Origin of the sequence: Micromonospora sp. Llam0 (genome assembly GCF_003751085.1) — a bacterium.
Lineage (GTDB): Bacteria > Actinomycetota > Actinomycetes > Mycobacteriales > Micromonosporaceae > Micromonospora_E.
This window is the reverse complement of sequence record NZ_RJJY01000002.1, coordinates 2,439,619-2,457,411: the sequence shown is the minus strand read 5'-3', so window position 1 is coordinate 2,457,411 and position 17,793 is coordinate 2,439,619. Positions and strand designations below refer to the sequence as shown.

General features: G+C 68.5%; 14 protein-coding genes. 8 read left to right on the top strand and 6 right to left on the bottom strand.

Going from position 1 to position 17,793, the window contains the following annotated elements; translation table 11 throughout:
* Positions 1-22 precede the first annotated feature (22 nt).
* The 4 genes from EDC02_RS38470 to fxlM all read right to left on the bottom strand — a co-directional run bounded on the left by EDC02_RS38470 (position 23) and on the right by fxlM (position 5,847).
* Positions 23-1,252: a lanthionine synthetase C family protein gene (locus EDC02_RS38470; RefSeq protein ID WP_123606979.1), complete on the bottom strand. Its 1,230-nt coding sequence runs from the start codon at positions 1,250-1,252 to the stop codon at positions 23-25.
* Positions 1,249-4,287, bottom strand: coding sequence for a lantibiotic dehydratase (locus EDC02_RS38465; protein ID WP_233606742.1), 3,039 nt, complete (start codon positions 4,285-4,287; stop codon positions 1,249-1,251). Before EDC02_RS38465 ends, EDC02_RS38470 begins: the two co-directional genes overlap by 4 nt.
* Positions 4,288-4,384: 97 nt before the next feature.
* Positions 4,385-4,585: an FxLD family lanthipeptide gene (locus tag EDC02_RS38460; RefSeq protein WP_123606977.1), complete on the bottom strand. Its 201-nt coding sequence runs from the start codon at positions 4,583-4,585 to the stop codon at positions 4,385-4,387.
* Between the two features lie 56 nt (positions 4,586-4,641).
* Positions 4,642-5,847 carry a methyltransferase, FxLD system gene (gene fxlM / locus EDC02_RS38455; RefSeq protein WP_123606976.1) on the bottom strand — a complete coding sequence of 402 codons (1,206 nt, stop codon included), beginning with the start codon at positions 5,845-5,847 and terminating at the stop codon, positions 4,642-4,644.
* Between the two features lie 490 nt (positions 5,848-6,337).
* On the opposite strand from fxlM, the gene EDC02_RS38450 reads away from it, so the two are divergent.
* On the top strand, positions 6,338-7,621 hold the full coding sequence (locus EDC02_RS38450) for a helix-turn-helix transcriptional regulator (RefSeq protein WP_123606975.1): 1,284 nt from the start codon (positions 6,338-6,340) through the stop codon (positions 7,619-7,621).
* On the opposite strand, the gene EDC02_RS38445 is transcribed toward EDC02_RS38450, so the two are convergent.
* The gene (locus tag EDC02_RS38445; protein WP_233606657.1) at positions 7,590-9,329 is read right to left on the bottom strand and encodes a prolyl oligopeptidase family serine peptidase; all 1,740 of its coding nucleotides are present in this window, start codon (positions 9,327-9,329) and stop codon (positions 7,590-7,592) included. The two genes, EDC02_RS38450 and EDC02_RS38445, sit on opposite strands and share 32 nt — an antisense overlap.
* A gap of 815 nt (positions 9,330-10,144) precedes the next feature.
* Here EDC02_RS38445 and EDC02_RS38440 point away from each other — a divergent pair.
* The 7 genes from EDC02_RS38440 (at position 10,145) to EDC02_RS38410 (ending at position 15,996) form a co-directional block, all read left to right on the top strand.
* The gene (locus tag EDC02_RS38440) at positions 10,145-10,828 is read left to right on the top strand and encodes a GPP34 family phosphoprotein (RefSeq protein ID WP_148083820.1); all 684 of its coding nucleotides are present in this window, start codon (positions 10,145-10,147) and stop codon (positions 10,826-10,828) included.
* Between the two features lie 100 nt (positions 10,829-10,928).
* Positions 10,929-12,449 carry an APC family permease gene (locus EDC02_RS38435; RefSeq protein ID WP_305036232.1) on the top strand — a complete coding sequence of 507 codons (1,521 nt, stop codon included), beginning with the start codon at positions 10,929-10,931 and terminating at the stop codon, positions 12,447-12,449.
* Positions 12,446-13,081, top strand: a complete 636-nt coding sequence (locus EDC02_RS38430) for a GNAT family N-acetyltransferase (RefSeq protein WP_123606973.1) — start codon at positions 12,446-12,448, stop codon at positions 13,079-13,081. Before EDC02_RS38435 ends, EDC02_RS38430 begins: the two co-directional genes overlap by 4 nt.
* Before the next feature lie 62 nt (positions 13,082-13,143).
* Positions 13,144-13,941 carry an SAM-dependent methyltransferase gene (locus EDC02_RS38425; RefSeq protein ID WP_123606972.1) on the top strand — a complete coding sequence of 266 codons (798 nt, stop codon included), beginning with the start codon at positions 13,144-13,146 and terminating at the stop codon, positions 13,939-13,941.
* A 118-nt stretch (positions 13,942-14,059) separates the two neighbouring features.
* Complete coding sequence (locus tag EDC02_RS38420) at positions 14,060-14,359, top strand: hypothetical protein (protein ID WP_123606971.1); 300 nt, start codon at positions 14,060-14,062, stop codon at positions 14,357-14,359.
* Positions 14,360-14,585: 226 nt separating this feature from the next.
* Positions 14,586-15,269, top strand: coding sequence for a hypothetical protein (locus tag EDC02_RS38415; RefSeq protein WP_123606970.1), 684 nt, complete (start codon positions 14,586-14,588; stop codon positions 15,267-15,269).
* 109 nt (positions 15,270-15,378) lie between these two features.
* Positions 15,379-15,996 (top strand): hypothetical protein, encoded by a 618-nt coding sequence (locus EDC02_RS38410; RefSeq protein ID WP_148083819.1) that lies wholly within the window; start codon positions 15,379-15,381, stop codon positions 15,994-15,996.
* 765 nt (positions 15,997-16,761) lie between these two features.
* On the opposite strand, the gene EDC02_RS38400 is transcribed toward EDC02_RS38410, so the two are convergent.
* Positions 16,762-17,742 carry a hypothetical protein gene (locus tag EDC02_RS38400; RefSeq protein WP_148083818.1) on the bottom strand — a complete coding sequence of 327 codons (981 nt, stop codon included), beginning with the start codon at positions 17,740-17,742 and terminating at the stop codon, positions 16,762-16,764.
* Between the last annotated feature and the right edge of the window lie 51 nt (positions 17,743-17,793).

Below are 17,793 nucleotides of genomic sequence, written 5' to 3'. Positions count from 1 at the left end.
GTCCTCGTGGGGTCGGGGGTGGTCAGGACAGGAGGAGGGCGCTGTCCCACGCGGAGGCAGGCGGGGTGCCTGTTCCGATGGCGTGGAGAGCGAGGGCGGCACCGGCGGCGCCGTCCATGAGTTCGTGTCCGGCCCCGGGCTGCGCCAGTTGGTCGGCGAGTTCTGCTGCCAGGCCGGGTAGTTCGGCGGCGATGGCCGGATTGCCGCCGTCGATGGCCATTCGGAAGGCCGCCTGGAGCAGGCCGGCCTTTCCATGGCAAAGGCCGATTCCGGGTAGCAGCGCGCGTTGGTTGGGGTCGCGTAGCGCGGTGAGTATCGCGTTCTCCGCGGTTGTCTGCCGGCTGGTGTCGCCGAGGGCGATGCCGGCCAGTTGTTGTGCGCGGGCGGTGCCGCTGACGCCGTAGCACCAGGACGGCCGGGGACGGTGCGGCGGTGTACGGCGGACGGCGTGGTCGGTGGTCAGGTAGCCGGGCCACCAGGCGCCGATGCCGTCGGGCTGGCGCCACTGGTCGGTCCAGGCGCAGAGGGCGGCGAGGGCGTCAGTCAGGCCCTGTACGCAGATGTGGCGGAGTGTGGCGATGGCCATGAGCGCGATGACCGCGCCGACGCCATGGGCGATTCCGAGGTTGCCGTGCCCATCCGGATAGTCCGGGTGCGGGTCGCCGGACAGACCCACTGGCATCCACCACGGCGGGAGGTTCTCGGTGCCGGATGGTCCGGGAAGGGGGTGGGTTAGGCGGACCAAATAGGAGAGCACCTCGTGGGTGGCGGGGTGATCGGGGTGGCGGCGAAGGTGGTAGACGCCGAGCCCGGACAGTCCGTGGATCAGGTCGAACTCGCGCATCACGAGTGGATCACCACGGTCTATACGGGCGTGCGCGGCGGTCAGGCGGGTGCGGGTGAGCGTGATCGTGGTGTCGTCGAGTGCCGCCAGCACCCGGCGGGACCAGGTCGTGCCGGCGGCGTGGAGAGCGAAGCCGAGGGCGGGCGCTCCGTGGAACAGGTTGGCGTTCGCTCCTGCGCTGATCGGTTCGCGGGCGGCCGCCGTCAGCCAGGTGCGGGCGAGGGCGTCGTCGCCGTGGCCGCTGCGGGCACGTTCGATGTGGAGCAGTGCGATGCCGACGGCACCACCTGCGAGGGACTGCGGCCGGAACCGCCTGTTCGAGGGCTCGTGGTGAGCGATTGTTGGCGAGGCAAGGGTGTCTGCGATGGTCGTGGCCGCGGTCATCGCTGCCTGGTTCGGGGCGATCATCGGCGGCTCGGTGCGCGGGTGGTCCAGCTCAACGCGGCGGCGCGGGCCAGGTGCAGGCAGAGGCGTTCGCTGTTCGGGTCGGGCCCGATCATGCGGGTGTGGTGTAGGTGGAGTAGGTCGGGCAGCACGCTCGCGGGTGCGATTGTGGCGGCGGTCAGAGTGTCTCGGTACCGGGCCAGCGCCTGATGGCGCCAGCGTCTGGCGGCGTGGAGTTTTTCTCTGTCCTGGGAGCCTGTCATCTGCGGCTGGTCGGGGCCTGTTAGCTGGATGGTGTGCTGGTAGACGTCGCGGGGTGGAGCGGGTCGGTACGGGCGGGTGTGGTCGATCAGCCAGCGCATGCCGGTGTCTTCGCCGAGGACGGAGGTGGTGAGGTCGAGCAGGTTCGCTGCGGTCGCCGCGCGGATGTCGGGTGTTCGTTCGTGGCGGACGAGTGCGAGTTGCGCGACGGCGGTGGCCGAGTCGGCCGCGAAGACCTCGTTGCTTGCTTCGCGGGTGGCCGGGCCGCCGAAGCGGGCGTCTTCCGGATAGTCGGTGTCGATCTGTACCCGGGCGATCAGACCGGCACGGCGGAGCTCGCAGGTCCACTGTCCGATCAGGGTGTGGTCCGGGTCGCCGGTCAGTCGTAGCCGCAGGTGCGGCTCTGGGTCGCCGTAGCGTAGGAACCACCACCGTGCCGGGGTGCCCAGCCGGTGCAGCAGGAGCGGCAGGTGTTGGGTGAGGATCGTGGTCTGCCTGCCCGGGTGGCCGTACAGCTTGAGGTAGAGGCGTTCGTCGCTTCCTGGCAGGTGCCCATGTTCACGGACGTTCACCACCGGCGCGGTGGCGATCAGTGGCGGTGGCGGTGCCGGGTTAGCGGTAGAGGCGAGCGGAATGACGATCTCGTGTGCGTGCCCGCCGATCCAGCCGGCGGTGTCCGGTAGCGGCGCGGCGCGCAGCACCGCCGTGGTGTTGCGGTCGAGGTGGTCGCGCAGCAGCGCCTGGTGGGCGGGTTCGGCCAGATCCAGGCCGATGCGTTGGTCGCTGTCACCGAGATACACCGTTTGCGGACACCCGGTCGTCGTTTGCCACGACCACAGCTTCTCGGTCCACTCTCGCCAACTGGTGGTGGCAGTGGTCAGGGCGGTCCTGGCCAGCAGCCAACGCGCCGGCGACAGGATGGTTCGTCCGTACCGCAGAGCGGGTAGGAACGGTAACCCGCTCGCGGCGCCCCAGTCGAACGCTGTGCAGGCCGTCGAGAAGGCGGTGGTGGCCTCGGTGAGAAACCGAACGATCGGCAGGGTGTAGTGCACCTGTTCGACCGCGTTGAGCACGATCGGTTCGAGCAGGCGGCGCCGAGACACCGACACCAGGTACACGCGGTTGGCGTCGGCGGTGACGGCGATGTCGTCGAGGGTGATCCGGTCGGAACCGCTGTCGTGGTACTCCCCGACCGGGATGACGTAGGGCATCACCTGCGGGGCGCGGGCCACGTCCTCGGTGATCGTGTACGGGGTCACTGCGGACACCTGCGCGGGCAGCGCGCCGCGCGTCGTGGTCGACAGGTACGAGTACTGGTCGGCGATTCGTTTCTGATCGGTCGTGTCGAGTAGGTCGAGAAACCGACCGGTGGTGGTGCCGGCGTTGCGGGACACCCCGACGACCACGAGCTGGAAGGTGCCCTGGTCGAGATCCTGTACGGTTCGGGCCTGCACAGTGACGGTCAGTTCCGTGCTCGGTCGGATACGGATGCGGGGCACGCCGTCGGCTAGGTCGCCGATGGCGGTGTCGTCGAGAACGATCTCGTGCTGACGCCGCAGCGCCGCGTTCTGGGTCAGGGCCAGCAGTTTCCGGTCGCGTGGTGTCAACACGGCCGCCGGGGTGGGTGGGGCGCCGCGGTAGCCGGCGGGGAATCCGAGGCCGATGTCGGCGTCCACGACGTCGCGGACGGGCACCAGCGCGTGTGGCCCATAGCGTTCCAGGAAAAGGCGGTGCCATGCTGGCCAACCCGTGCGGCCAGACCCGGAGAGGCGGGTGAGTGCGTCGGCCGCTGACGCGGCTTCAGAGGCGACGGTCTCGGTGATGGCAAGCTCGATGTCGAGGCGTACGTCGACCACGACGGATGGTTCACCGGTCGGGTGCAGGGCGGCCATCGCCTCGGTGAGGCGGGCACGCCGCTCGGCTGTGGCGCTGACTGGCGCCCTCCTGTGCCGCGCTATCTGGTCGCTCAGCCTCTGTATCCGCGTGCCGGCGGATGGTTCGTCGGTGAACTTCTCATCGCTTGGGTAACGGTCGTCGCGGCTGGCGAGCGCGCGGTCGACGCCTGCGACGACGACGGACAGCGGGTCGATCGAGGTGGACGCCGGCCGTAGCTCAGTCAACAGAAGTCGCTGCGACACCATTTCCGCGAGCAATGCAGACACCACGCCCGCACCGACCCGGTGGTCGGTGGCGAGTTTGTCGACGAGGTCGGCGAACAGTACTGGGTCGCTCGCCGCGGCAAGAGCGGCACGCACTGGTCCGGTGCCACGGACGTGGACCTCGGCTCGGTTCTCGTCTGGACGCTGCCGGAAGCGGTGTTCCAGGACGACCTCGCCGTCGCGGAAGGTCAAGAGATCGTTGGCGCGCACCAGCAAGTGGCGCGTCAGTATCGGGTCCGCTTCCAACTCGTCGATGACTTCAGCCAGCCATCGCGCACCTGCCCGCGCGATCGCCCGATGCTCGGTGCCGAGACGCACCGTTGTGGTGGATGCCAGCCGGGTGACCGCGACGCCGGCAAACAATCCGAAAGGAGTTGCCCGTCCACGAGCTCGTAGCAGGTACCGGAGCACCGACATCACCACCCGCCGTGCTTGCCGCTCACTTGTCGCGTGGCCGTCGCAAATCACGCGGGCACGCTCAGCGAGAACCGGACTGGCGTGTTCCACAGCGGCGGCGAACTGCGGCACCGCGAAGACCTGACGCAGCCACGGCCGCCAGGACGCGACACCCTCCGGTCCGGTCAGATCCGGCCATCCCTGCCGCAGCTGGTCAGGCGGGCACACCGCAGCGCGCACCATCAACGCGTCGAGATGCTGGTACACGGTACCCCCTGGGAGTAAGGGGCCGTCCGACCATGGGCAGCGCCGCGATCGGACGGCTTCCGGGCTTTGTCTCCTACGGGCAGGTGGTGCTGCAGGCGGATTGGCAGGTCTTGCCGCACCCGTCGTTGGTCATGTAGATCAATGTGTCGACGCTTTCGCCGGACTCGACGAATGTGACGTCCAGCTCCCAGCCGTCCGTGTCGAACTCGTCGTCCGTGCCGGCCGTCGCCGGCAGGATCGACGTGACAGACCTCTCCTCGGTTGTGATCGACATGACTCTCCCTCCAACGTTGTTTCCTCCGCGCGCCCCGGACGGGACGCCGGTAGCTGTCAGGGCCACGAGACCGCGACAACCCCGTGGCGTTTCGGCGCGCACCACCCGCGCGGCGTACCCCCGTCGCCATCACCTGGGATGTACTCGATGCGCGCGGCCCCTCGGCGGCGGTAACCGGCCGCCCACCGGCGCAGCAGGTCGAGGTACCGCTCGGCCACGTCCTCGGCGTTCGGTCCGTGCGCGTAGACGCCGCTCTCCCACCCGCCGGTGTCCTCGTTCCCGCGTTTCGTCCGGTAGGCGAAACTGCCCGCCTCGACCAGGACAGCCGCGCCGACAGTCACCGCCGGCGTGAACACGCCCTGGTCGACCAGCGCCTGGCTGGCGTGCAGGAACGGCACCAGCGGCCCGCTGGTCACCACGAACAGCTCCAACTCATCAGGCAGGTCGAACGCCGCCCCGGACCACCGTGCGATCCGCCGCCCGTGGATCGCCCGGCGCAGCGCCGGCACGTCGAAGCCCGGGTCGGGCCCGTCGACCCGCAGCGCCGCGTCACCGGTGACCGGCACCACCGTGTCGGTGAACGTGCCCTGGCCCTGCATCGGCACGAAACCACCGAGACAGTAGCTGCGGGAGACCAGGCGGGTGCCGACGCGGTCGAACGCGATACAGCGGGACAACCCGGCGAACCGCAGCGGCACGACGATCCTGCCGCGCCCGGACAGTTGGTTGATCCACGCCGGAGGGATGTCCCACGCCCCGACCGTCACGATGATCCGGTCGTACGGCGCGTGCTCCGGCACACCATGCTCGGCGTCAGCCCGCACGACCCGTACCCGCCCGTAACCGGCCGACCGCAGACACCGGCGCGCCCGCGCGACGATCTCCTCGTCGATGTCCACCGACGTGACCGAACCCTCGGGGCCGACCAGCTCCGCGATCAGCGCCGCGTTGTAGCCACCCGAGCCGATCTCCAGCACCCGCATCCCCGGCTCGATCCCGGCCCGCTCCAGCATCACCGCCTGGATATGCGCGGCGGACACCGAACTCAGCGCCGCCCCGCGGGAGTCGACCTTGGTCACCAGCGGCGTGTTCGAGTCGTACACCGCCTCCAACGGTTCACCCTCCGCGAACACGTGGCGAGGCACAGTCAAGAACGCCGCAGCCACGGCCTCCGAGACGATGACGTCCTCCCGCAACTCGGAAACCATCGCTGCCCGTCGCATCGCGGGATCCTCGACACCCATCTCGCCTGTCATAGTCATGCCGTCGCACCTTCGCCGTGTGATGGTTGTTGCCGGTCAAAGACCGACCCTGCCTTGCGGGATCTTGCCGACGACTCTCACGCAGATCGTCATCGAAGTTATCCATATGGTGACCCATGGTAAGCAGCGAGGGAGTGCTGACCTGCGGTCCGACTTCGCCGTCGCCCGTGCCACGTGTCGGAATGCGCTCCGTTCGCGTTGACGCGACTCTCCCACCCGCCGGTGGCATCGTTCTCACGTTCGGTCTGGTAGGCGAGACTGCCGCGTGGGAACCGTCCGGAGTGTCCACAACGCCGTCGCCGAGGAAACCCACGTCCTGCAGTCGATTCGCATACAGAGAGCAAACCCAACGTGTGGGGGTCTCGGGCAGGGGGGAGATGCGGACACTGGGTGTGTCCGCGTGGCGGTCGCGTGCGTTGCTCGTCGTCCCCTGTCTCATCGACAATGAACCCGTTGGCGTTGCGTGGCAGGTAGGAACAGGCGGTGAGCCGTGGGCCAAGCCCTCAAAACGCTCGAGCCGGGAAGGTCTGTGCGGCACTTCCTCGGCGCGGAGGTCCGTCGCCTACGTCAAGAGCGCGACATGTCTCAGGCGGACCTTGGCAGGGCGTTGTTCGTGCACAAGGACCTGATCCGCAAGATCGAGGCTGCGGAGCGAACAGCTTCAGATGATCTGGTAGAACGATGCGATGTAGCGCTTGCCGCTGGAGGCGCGCTCCGCCGCTTGATCCCGATGCTGCAACGTGAACGTGGGCTGGGAGCGGGTGGAGACGCGGGGAGCAGGGCGCGGGGGTTTCGGTCCGAAGCTACCGATCGTCCGGTCCTGGACTGGCTCTTGTCCTCTGCTCTGGACGCTGGGCACTCACGTGACTTCGATGACAAGAGCTCGGAGGCGGCGCTGAGACTGCAGGAGCTCCGAAGCGCTGACCACGCTCATGGTGCCGGCCAGGTCTACTCGATCGTCACCGACATCCTTGGGCGCGAACTCGACATCATGGCCGCTCGCTCGCCGCTCGTAGCAACGGGGTTCCTCGAACTCGCTGGGTACGAAGCGGTCGACCTCGGGGCGGATGCCGCCGCGCAGCGGCACTACCAGCATGCTTTGGCGATCGCGACGAGAAGCGGAAACCGTCTGTACGGGGGATACCTCATAGCTGTCAGCCTTGCCCATCTGGCACTGCACTGCGGGGACGCGGACCAGGCGGGGCGCCTCGCCACCGCCGCACTGCGCGGCACCGAACATCAGACCACGCCCGGCGTACGGGCGGTCTTCCGCACGGTGCTGGCCCGCTCTCAGGCAAGACGCGGCGACGAGGCCGCCTGTGCCGCAACGCTCCTTCAAGTTGAGGCGGATCTCGCCCGGAGCATTCCCTCGGGTGAGCCGCCCTGGATCGCCTACTTCAGCGAAGCCGATCTCGCCGACGAGAAGGCTCACTGCTTCTATGATCTTGGACTTCATGAGCTAGCGCAACGCGAAGTGACCCGAGCGGTCGCGCAGCTGGAGCCGACTCGTGCACGACGTTTGGCGATAGACACTGCCCTCTACGCTGCGTCCCTCGCGCGATCGCGTCAGATTGACCACGCCTGCGCCGTGGCACGCCAGGCGATTGACCATGCCGCAAAGCTCAATTCGTTTCGCAGCGCTCACCGCATCGTCCTCATGCTCGCCGAGCTTCACCCCTACACGGATCTTCCCGATGTGAGGGACCTCGGCGAGTACGCCGCGACACAGTTACCCACCCTGATCACTCCGGAAGGGAGTGCCCGCTACTCTTGATCACCTCGAGGTAGGCTTGGAGTTCCGCTTCCAACGCCGCCGATAGAGCAGCGGGCGTGGATATGTAGTGCCCGACGCCGCCGAGTGCCAACATGCCGGCCAGCAGTCCTCGGTGATCGAGCGCTGCCGCTAACTCGGTCACGTCATCTATCGGCGCGACATCATCCCGATCACCGTGGATTAGCAGGACAGGGCATCTTACTCGATCCGGCATGACGCGAGCGCCGTCGGAGGCCAGGATTCCCGCGTGTGGTCGCTGAAAACGGGGTGCCGTAGTCATCCACCTTACTGGATCGACAATTGCCGACCTGGCTACAGCCAGCAGGAACGGCCCTTCCTCGCATGCTGCCCGCAGCGCGGTGAAACCTCCGGCACTCGCCCCTGAGATGAAAACGCCGCCAGGACACACTCTGCCCGTTGCCAGCAGATGCATTGCCACATAGCGACAATCCTCGACGTCAAGTCGACCCCACTCGCCGTCCAATGCCTTGCGAAATTCTCGGCCGTATCCGGTGCTCCCACGATAGTCGACGTCGGCCACCGCAAACCCGCGACTCGTGAAGAACTGTACTTCCCAGTCTAGTCGAAGATCGCTGTGATATGTCGGCCCAGGATGCGGCCGGACAATCAGTGGGGCTGGATCACCCTTGCCCGTTGGCGGATAGAATAGGACGGTCAAGTCGGCCTCTTGAGAGGCCACCTGTATTATTTCCGGAACGGAGATTGAGACGGATTCCGTGACGCCAACAGCACTCTCCCGAACCACTTCCAGATTTTCGGAGCCGTCGGTCGACACCAAGGCAATCTGCTGCGGGCGGGTTGGGGATGCGCCGATAAGTGCAATCCTGTTATCGATTGCGGCAACATGAGGCTTGATTGCGGTGTAGGGCAGCTTGACGGGGTTCATGTGACCGTCAGGTTCGACAACAATCAGCCCGAACCTTGGTCCGCGTTGAAAGACCAGGCCGATCCGCTGCCCCGGAAGAAGGACATAGTTGGAGTAGCTCGACTCCCACGGTGCAGCAGCACACTCGGCGGCCATCGGTGCTATCTCATACGTCTGTCCATCGCGCCAACGATATAGGTTCCACCAGCCTGAACGGTCAGACAGAAAATACAACGCTCCGTCAACGTTCCATTGTGGCTGAACAGCTGACTCGTCAGGCCCTCCGGCGATTCTCCTTTTTCGGCGGATGGATTTTCCTGGTTGGTATTCGGCAACCCACAGTTCACTGGAGTCCCAGGGCATCGCGCCCCTGCCCCATTGAGTCCAAGCTAGTCGGCCCGCGAATGTCCGCGGCGAGGCGAGAAACCCATCGGTTGCCAGCAAGACACGTAGCCCGCCTGTCAGAATATCGATTGCAACCAACTCGTCTCCGGCGTCATCCTCGCGGACACACAGCAATTCATCGGCATTTTGAGTGAGATCGCCATAGACATGCGCGGTTTTGGTGGCAGCGATGTCGACCGCGAGTAGCCCAGTAGAGCCGCTCACCATCACCGCACCGGCTGACGGGTGGATCGCGTAGGGCATACCGCCGTAGGCGTGCAGGCTACTGCCAACGTTCGCCCCATAGAGGCGTGAGATCTGAACGTCGGAGGGATCCTGCTCGGGCCTCCACGTCACTACCATGGCTCGGCCGGTCTCTGGTGACGACTCGACCCAGTGCAGCGCGCCGTCCACGCCGGTGAGCCAGTCGTACGACACGCGGGCCTGAGCAACCTGTCCAGCCGTCGGTGCCGATCCGCGAACACTGCCATCCGCCACAGGCTATTCACCCCTCAATGTCGCCCGTAGCGATCACAGCACGAACCGGACCATGAGCGCGACCGCTCCGGAGCAACGTCGGCAGGTGCGGACAGTCTCCGTGTCTGCGTCAGCGGTCTAGCGACGGCCCTGCGATACCCCCTGAATGGACCCATGACCTAGCCGTCGTACACCTACAGGGCTTCCCTCCCGGCGGGCTCGTCGGCATTCGGAACCGCGCCGGGAGCCGTAGGGCGCAGGTCCGTTGGTGTCCTAGACCGCCTGCCGTGCCGGTGCCCCCGTCACCGGCACGGCAGGCCCAATCAAGGTTTCTAACTGGAAGGTGTAGCCATGTCGCTGACCGCCGCATTCGTAGTGGCAGTCGCCTCCGCACTGGTGGGCACCATCGCGGGTTTTGCGCTGTGTAGATGTCGGCACCGGTGGTGCACCGACTGTGGGCAAACGCTGCGGTGCCCGGACTGCACCGCGCCCCGCTCACACAACTTGGGCCACCCTGCGCGCGTTCGGGCGTCTGAGCCGGGGCGACGGTGGCCGGTCTCGCGCCTGCGGCTAGTACACGGGTGGGGGACTGCACCGATGGGGGCAGCGCGCAGCGGCGGTAGGCCTAGCCGTGTGGTCCTTCGCGGGCGACGTCCGAATGCTGTAGTGGCCGTCAGGGCTCAGGCAGCGGTGGCGGCGAGCCCTGTCCGTCTGCGCCAGCTGTCACAGCAAGCCATGCCTCCGCTGTGGAGTGCCTGGACGAGGAAGGGTCGGCCGTGACCGTCTACCAGTCTGAGGCCGGTCGGCGGTCGGTGTTGTCGGTGCCGGTGGAGCGTCGGTTGTTGGCGGATGAGTTCTTCCTGATGGCGCATCACGACGTGTCGGGTCAGCTGCGGGTGACGGCGCGGATCGCCGGGTTCGGGGCGACGGCCGCGGTGTTGGCGGACCTGGTCGTGGCGGGGGTGTTGGAGGTGACGCCGTCGGGGCATCTGGCGTGTCCCGAACCGGGGGTGCGGCTGGTCGGGTTGGAGCGGCAGATAGCGGCCTGGGTGGCGGCCGAGCCGGGTCAGCCGGTTCCGGCGTGGCTCGACGTTCTCGCCGATGTGTCGGTGCCGGCGATCGGTCAGCGGTTGGCCGATGCGGGGGTGGTGCGTCCGGTGCGGGTCCGGCGGCTGGTGACGGTCCGGACGGTGTGGGAGCCGACGGACATGAACGTGGCGGCGTGGCCGTGGGCCCGGTTGTCGACCCGGATCGGCCGCGGCGACCGGTTAGACCAGTTCGACAGCGCCCTGGCGCGGTTGTGTGTCGCCGCTGGTGTCGAGGGCCGGTTCCTCGGCGGTGAGCCGCGGGCTCGGCAGCGTCTGGACCGGTTGTTGAGTCCGGTGCCGGCGCAGGTCGACGCCCTGTTGTGGGAGTTGTCGGCGGCGGTCGGTCGGGCTGTGTTGGGTGGTCGGACCTGACCACCGTCTGCCCTGCTCAGGCGTCTGCCCAGGCACCCTGCCCGCCCTTCCTGACCCGCATCCGTCTCGTCTGGTTCTTGTCATTTCTTGGGGGATCGTTGTGTCTGTTTCTCATGGTGTGCCGCGTCCGCGTCGAGGTGGTGTCGCCGCCGCGTTGGCCAGGTCCCAGCTGGGCGTGCCGCAGGTAGTGTTCTTCGTCCTGGCGGCTGCGGCGCCGATGACGGTGGTCGCGTCGGCGGTGCCGACGGCGTATGCGGTGACCGGCCTGTCGGGGGTGCCGGTCGCGTACGCGGCGACCGCCGCCGTGATGGTGCTGTTCGCGGCCGGCTACGTCGCCATGTCGCGGCATGTGGTCAACGCCGGGTCGATGTACTCGTACGTCGCCCACGCTCTCGGTCCCGCCTGTGGTGTGGCGGCGGCGTTCGTGGCGGTGGTCGCCTACAACCTGATGCAGGTCGGCCTGTACGGGGCGTTCGGTGTCGTCACGGCCGCGACCGTGTCGGCGGTGGCCGGTGTCGGCGTGCCGTGGTGGGTGTGGGCGCTCGGAGGCTGGCTGCTGGTCGCGGGTCTGGGGTTGGCGCGGGTCGACCTCAACGGCCGGGTTCTGGGTGTGCTGCTGGTCGCGGAGATCACCGTGGTGGTGGTCTTTGACACGATCATGGCCACCCATTCCGCCGACGGGGGACTAGCGCTGCACGGGTTGGAGCCGGCGCATCTGGCGGTGCCGGGGATGGCGGCGATCCTCGTCGGTGGGATCGCCGGCTACGTCGGGGTCGAGGCCACCACCGTCCTCGCGGAGGAGACCCGTGACCCCCGCCGTACGGTCGCGCACGCCACCTACACCGCGATCGCCGTCACCGCGATCCTGTACGCGGGGTCGGCGTGGGCGATGCAGACCGCCGCCGGCCCCGATCGGATCGTCGACGCCGCCGCCCGCCATGGGCCGGAGTTGATGTTCGTGCTGGTCGACGGCCACCTCCCACGCCTGATCGTCGACGTGGGCCGGTTGCTGCTGGTGACGAGCCTGTTCGCCGCGCTGCTGGCCTTCCACAACATGGTCGCCCGCTACCTGTTCGCGTTGGGCCGCGAACAGGTCCTCCCCACGAGCCTGGGGCGCACCCACGGCCGGACCGGGGCGCCGAGACTCGGCTCCCTCACCCAGACCAGCGTGGCCGGCCTCGTCATCGTGGTCTACGCGCTGGCCGGCCTGGATCCGATCGTTCATCTGTTCTTCTGGTTGACCGTCACCGGCGGGCTGGGTGTGTTGATCCTGATGACCGCGACCAGCCTCGCCGTCCTCGTCTACTTCCGTCACGACCGCCGGGGTGAGTCCCGCTGGTCAACCGCGTTCGCTCCCGGCGTCGCGCTCAACCTGCTGGTGTTCATCCTCGGCGGCACTCTCATCGGTTTCGGTGACCTCCTCGACGCCCCGCCCGGCTCCCCGGCCCGGTGGGCGCTGCCCGGCCTCTACGCCGCCGCCGTCACCGCCGGTCTGGTCTGGGCCGCCGTCCTGCACCGCACACGCCGCCATGTCTACGCCACCGTCGGCGCGGGCGCCGACGCCGCGACCCGACCCACCACCCACCCGACCCCCGCCGCACGTAAGGAGATCCGTCGGTGACCACCACCCCCACCACGACCGTGATCCGTGTCGCCGACCGCCACGACATCCCCGCACTCACCGCGACCCTGGTCGAGGCGTTCGTCGACACCCCCGACGCCGCCTGGCTCATCCCCGACCCCGGCGAACGCCGACACGTCTACCAGCGACTCTGCCCGGCGATCCTCACCCACACGATGACCTCGGGCACCGTGTACACCAGCGACGACCACGCCGGCGCCGCAGTCTGGCTGCCCCACACCGCCGCCGGCACCCCCGACCCCCACCACACCGCACTGGTGGACCGGGTTGCGGGCCCGCACGCCGGACGGTTCGCCCACCTCGCCGCGCTCCTGCACGAACACGCCCCGCGCCGCCCGCACACCTACCTGGCGTACCTCGGCGTCGCTTCCGACCGGCGGCGTCAGGGTGTCGGCACCGCCCTGCTCGCGCACCGGCACGCCACCTGCGACACCGCCGGCACCCCCGTGCACCTGGTCGCCACCAGCGGCGACGCCCGCCGCCTTTATCAACGGCACGGCTACTACGACACCGCTCCGACGCCGGTGCACCTGCCCGACGGTGGCCCGCCCCTGTGGCCGATGTGGCGTCAACCCCGCACCCGCGGTGTCGGCTCCGGCCGGGAGTCGTGACAGCCGTGCCCGCCAGCGCCGTACGCAACCCGTTCGACCCATCCGGAGAGGCAAGCCCGGTCATGAGCGACACCGCGCCCACCACGAGGCTGGGCATCGACACCAGCGTCCCGCAGTCCGCCCGGGTCTGGAACTACTGGCTCGGCGGCAAGGACAACTTCGCCGCCGACCGCCAGATCGGAGACCGGATCAGAGCGGCGAACCCGCACATCGCCGAGATCGCGCTGGCGCAACGCGCGTTCCTCGTCCGGGCCGTCACCCACCTCGCCCACGCCGGTGTCCGCCAGTTCCTCGACATCGGCACTGGCCTGCCCACCGCCGACAACACCCATCAGGTCGCCCAGACACTCGCACCCGAATCCCGCATCGTCTACGTCGACCACGACCCCCTCGTTCTCGCCCACGCCCGCGCCCTACTCACCAGCACCGCCGACGGTGCCACCGACTACATCGACGCCGACCTGACCGACCCCGAGTCGATCCTGTCCCGGGCCGCCGACACCCTCGACTTCGACCAACCCGTCGCCCTGATCCTGCTCGGCGTCACCGCCCACCTCACCGACGACATCCAGGCGTACGCCATCGTGCGCCGCCTCGTCGACGCCGTCCCCGCCGGCAGCTACCTCGCCCTGTGCGACGACACCAACGTCATCCACCCCGCACCGATGGACGACATGGTCCGCCAATGGAACGCCAGCGGCGAAAACCCCCGCGTCAACCGCACCCCCGACACCATCGCCGGCTTCTTCCACGGACTCGAACTCCTGGAACCCGGCGTCGTGTCCGTCACCCGCTGGCGACCCGACACCGCCCACACCGTCGACGTCGACGACTTCGGAGGACTCGCCCGTAAACCCTGACCAACATCGACCCACCCGGGCCCTCACGCACCCTTCCCCCGTACCCGTACCCGTACCCCGCCCCGCCAAGCCCATCCGCCGAACCGCAGACCCCATCAGCAAGGACGGAGCACCACCCGTGACCATCACACCCATCTACCCGCCCGTACCAGCACGGGCCCACCCGTCAGCGAGCCTCACCGCCGACGCCATCCTGGCCCTGCACACCCCCGACGACACGCTCATGTGCGCGCAGTGCCGCTTCGAGGGACGACTCACCCCACACCCCTGCACCCACCGTCGATGGGCCGACGCCGTCGACCGCTCCACACCCACCCGCGACACCCTCATCGTCCTCGGACTCCTCGGCCGGCCACCGCAGTTGGCCGGCACCACGCCCACACCGGACCCGCCGACGGAAGGCACCCGTGATGGCTGACGAAACTCCGCCTGATCCGCGCCGCCGCCATCGCCCCGGCCGAGGCGCTGGAGATCGTCCGGCCGCCGCTCGGGGCCGAGCCCGTCAACGGGGGACCCGCCCGCGACCGCCACCGGCTCACCGCCGACGCCGGGACCGTCACCGACTTTCGCGTTCCCGACGCCCGGCTGACGCTGGTAGCCCGCTTCACCCCCACCGCCGGCAACGGCCACCCGACGACAACACCTTGAACACCTTGCGCGACATCCTCGCCCTGTCCCACGTCGGCCGCGCGGCCCTGCCTCGCCGCAGCATCTGGCCCGGCTCCCTGCTGATCAGGAGTTTTTCACCCGTGCCCAGTTTCATCTTCGACCTTGCCGGCACCGCGCCGCTGCTCATGCACAACGCACGCCTGGTCGATCCCCTCGACACCATCGTGCGGCAGATCCGGCCCATCTCGGCGAAGACGAAGAAGACTGACGACGACCACGCCGAGATCGCCCAGCTGGAATGGCTCGGCGGCCTCTACCACGACCCCGACGTCGGTCCGTTCATCCCCGCGCCGAACCTGACCAAGTGCCTGGTCGAGGGCGCCCGCCTGTCACGCGACGGCAAGAAGGTCGAACGCGGTGTGCTGATCGAAACGATGAAGGTCCCGGTGCTGTACGAGGGTCCCCGGGAACCCGCCGCCCTCTACGCCGACACCCGCCACGTCCACCGCGCCCCCGTCAAGGTCGGCAACGCCCGCGTCATGCGCACCCGACCGGTGTTTCCCCACTGGCGGTTACAGGCCCGCGGCGTCTACGACCCCGCCGTCATCAACCTGGCCGATCTGCGTAACGCCGCCCACACCGCCGGCGCGTTGATCGGACTCGGCGACGGACGACCCACCTACGGCCGTTTCGTCGGCACCCTCGACGGCACGGACTGACATGGACACCACCCGCCCAACCCCACCCCCGGACGATGACCGCCGACCCACTCGCCGACCCGGCCAGCCGGTGGGCTCAGCCCCCCGATGGCAGATCCTCGCCACCGCCATGTCGCGGCTCCAGCCCGGAGACATCCTCAGCTACGACGAGATGGGACAACTGCTCGACCTCGACCCCGCCGACCACACCGGTGGCCGGCAGGCCATCCACGCCGCCGCACGCAAGGCCGCGGAGGTCCTGCTCACCCAGCGCCGCACGGTGTTCACCGTCGCGCGGGGGCGGGGCTACCAGCACGCCCGCCCCGACCAGGTCCTCGACCTCGCGCACCGCCACCAGGCCCGCGCCGTCGCCGAGGTCACCGACGCCCACACCAAGGTCGACACCATCGACCTCACCAGCGTCGACGTGACCACCGCCCGGCTGGTCCAGGCCACCGCCACCGGCCTCGCCCACCAGGCCGCGATGATGCGCCAACTCGACGTCCGCCAGAACCGGCTCGACACCGCGATGGCCGCCCTGCAGCAAATCCCCCGCACCGGTGACGCCGAGACCGAACCCCACCAACCCCGGCACACCCCCGGCGTGTGGGATCGCCGCGACGGCCCCGCCCCCTACCGGCAGCCTTCCGTCGTGTCCCGGGCCGACCCGCGGGTCACCGAACTCGACACCGGCCAGCGCGGCACCCCGCCGCCACTGAACTCCCCACACCCCGAACCAGGGGCGTAGAGGGGGAACCCATGGCACGCCTGCGTCGCGGCGCGCCGAGCCAAGCCGCCCGCTCGGCTCGGCAGGGCAGCGCACGGCATGCCAGGGCCATCCAGGGAGGAACACCTCCGGGGTCCGACCCGACACCGGGCCGGACCCCGGAGCACCCACCAGCCACGACGACACGAACCAGCGCAACCCAGCCCGCCCACACTCTCCCCGGCCGGCCGCCCGCAGAGGTGATGCCGCCGGCATCAGAATCCGGCACCCCCGACGAGGTACCAGTGACTCCACACCAGCCGGCGACAGCAGATGCGCCGTAGCGCCCTGACCGCCCGGCTCGACCGCATGCGCGACAGCCAGGTCCGTGTCCGGGTCGGCGACCACCAGGGCGAGATCGTCGACGTCGACCGCATCGTCATCGGTGGCGACCCGGCGGCGACCGCCACCGGAGCAGACACGACACCCGGCCATCACGGCCAATACGCACGAGAGGAGCGAGCAGTGATCGACATCGCCCTGTTCAACTACCACAACGGCGGCCGGACACCGGACGGCCGCTACGACTTCTCCCCGCTCCAACAAGCGTTCGCCGACGTCACCGCGGCGCCCGCCCTGATTCTGTTCTGCTTTTCCGACCGGCGGCGGCACCTCGAGCCTCTGACCTGGGATTACGCCCGGCGTACATGTTCGCCACGACATATCGGGCAATGGCGCTCCGGTGTCAGCGGATCGGGTGGGTTGAGTGCCGGTGCTGGGGCGTCGGCGTGCTGCCGGATTGCGACGTCATGGCGTCTTGAGGGCTGCGATGGCCGCGCACAGGTGTCGTGTGTCCTCGATTGCCTGACGGCACTCTCGGTCGCTGATCCTGAGTCGCTGTCCGAGCTTCGCGCTTCCCGTCGGGTCGTTCTCCAGGTACGAGGAGTCAACCACGCCGTCGTTGTGGACGAGCAGATGGCGCTGCTGCCAGGTGACCTTCAGCCGCTGCCATATTGCTTCGTTGACGCGTTGTCGCAGGTCAGCAAACCCGGCGTCGACGAACCGGTCCGCCATGGGTTCGAGACGCTGGAAGACGTTGCGGTCACGCCTTGGAACCGGCCTGCCGTCGATAGCCTTGGCCAGCGTTTCCACCAGACTGACCAGAGCGATCAGGATGTCCGTCCGAGTCTGGTCGAACACCCCTTGCTCGCGCAGCGCCTTCGCTTCGGCCCCTGTCCGTCGGGTCAGATCGTCGAGGCGATCGGTCGCGGCGTCGAGCGCGTCAGCCGCGACGATGTGGGCGGGCAACTGGCCGCATGCCGGACAGTATCGATGTTGGCCGAACACGGCGTAGCGGAGGCGGCAGCTACCGCAGTTCCGCACGCGGACCAGGCGTTCCTCGTCGATGGGAGGAAGCGGCTGCGGACGGTACGGACGTCCACCGAACAGGATTTCGCCGTCAGGCGACAGGCCGTTCGTCATGCGCAGCGCCACCTGCGCCCCGAAGTCCCGGACAGCCACTAGGAAACGATCATGCTGTTGGACGGTCTCGAACCAACCCTTGTGGCTGCTCAGGCCGCAGTACACACACCAGATGCTCTCGGGCAGGCCCTCGTAGTCGTCGTTGTGGAGACGGAAGTCTTCGCCACACTTCGGACACCGCATGCCGATGAAGCCGTCCTCGTCGGCCGGCAGGCTGACCCACAGCCGAGGCATACCGCCGACTTGCCCGACGATCTCTGCCCCGTCCGGCACTCGGATTCCTTCGCCGCCTTGCATGGCGGTCATTGTGCCCCCGTTGGACGCTGGCGGTCATCGAGATTCAGCCGGGCCAGGGGC

What these genes read in the sequence shown, in the direction of transcription:
- EDC02_RS38470 (WP_123606979.1), bottom strand. Translation starts at nt 1,252, where the DNA reads ATGATCGCCCCGAACCAGGCAGCGATGACCGCGGCCACGACCATCGCA.
- EDC02_RS38465 (WP_233606742.1), bottom strand. Translation starts at nt 4,287, where the DNA reads ATGGTGCGCGCTGCGGTGTGCCCGCCTGACCAGCTGCGGCAGGGATGG.
- EDC02_RS38460 (WP_123606977.1), bottom strand. Translation starts at nt 4,585, where the DNA reads ATGTCGATCACAACCGAGGAGAGGTCTGTCACGTCGATCCTGCCGGCG.
- fxlM (WP_123606976.1), bottom strand. Translation starts at nt 5,847, where the DNA reads ATGACTATGACAGGCGAGATGGGTGTCGAGGATCCCGCGATGCGACGG.
- EDC02_RS38425 (WP_123606972.1), top strand. Translation starts at nt 13,144, where the DNA reads ATGAGCGACACCGCGCCCACCACGAGGCTGGGCATCGACACCAGCGTC.
- EDC02_RS38410 (WP_148083819.1), top strand. Translation starts at nt 15,379, where the DNA reads ATGTCGCGGCTCCAGCCCGGAGACATCCTCAGCTACGACGAGATGGGA.
- EDC02_RS38400 (WP_148083818.1), bottom strand. Translation starts at nt 17,742, where the DNA reads ATGACCGCCATGCAAGGCGGCGAAGGAATCCGAGTGCCGGACGGGGCA.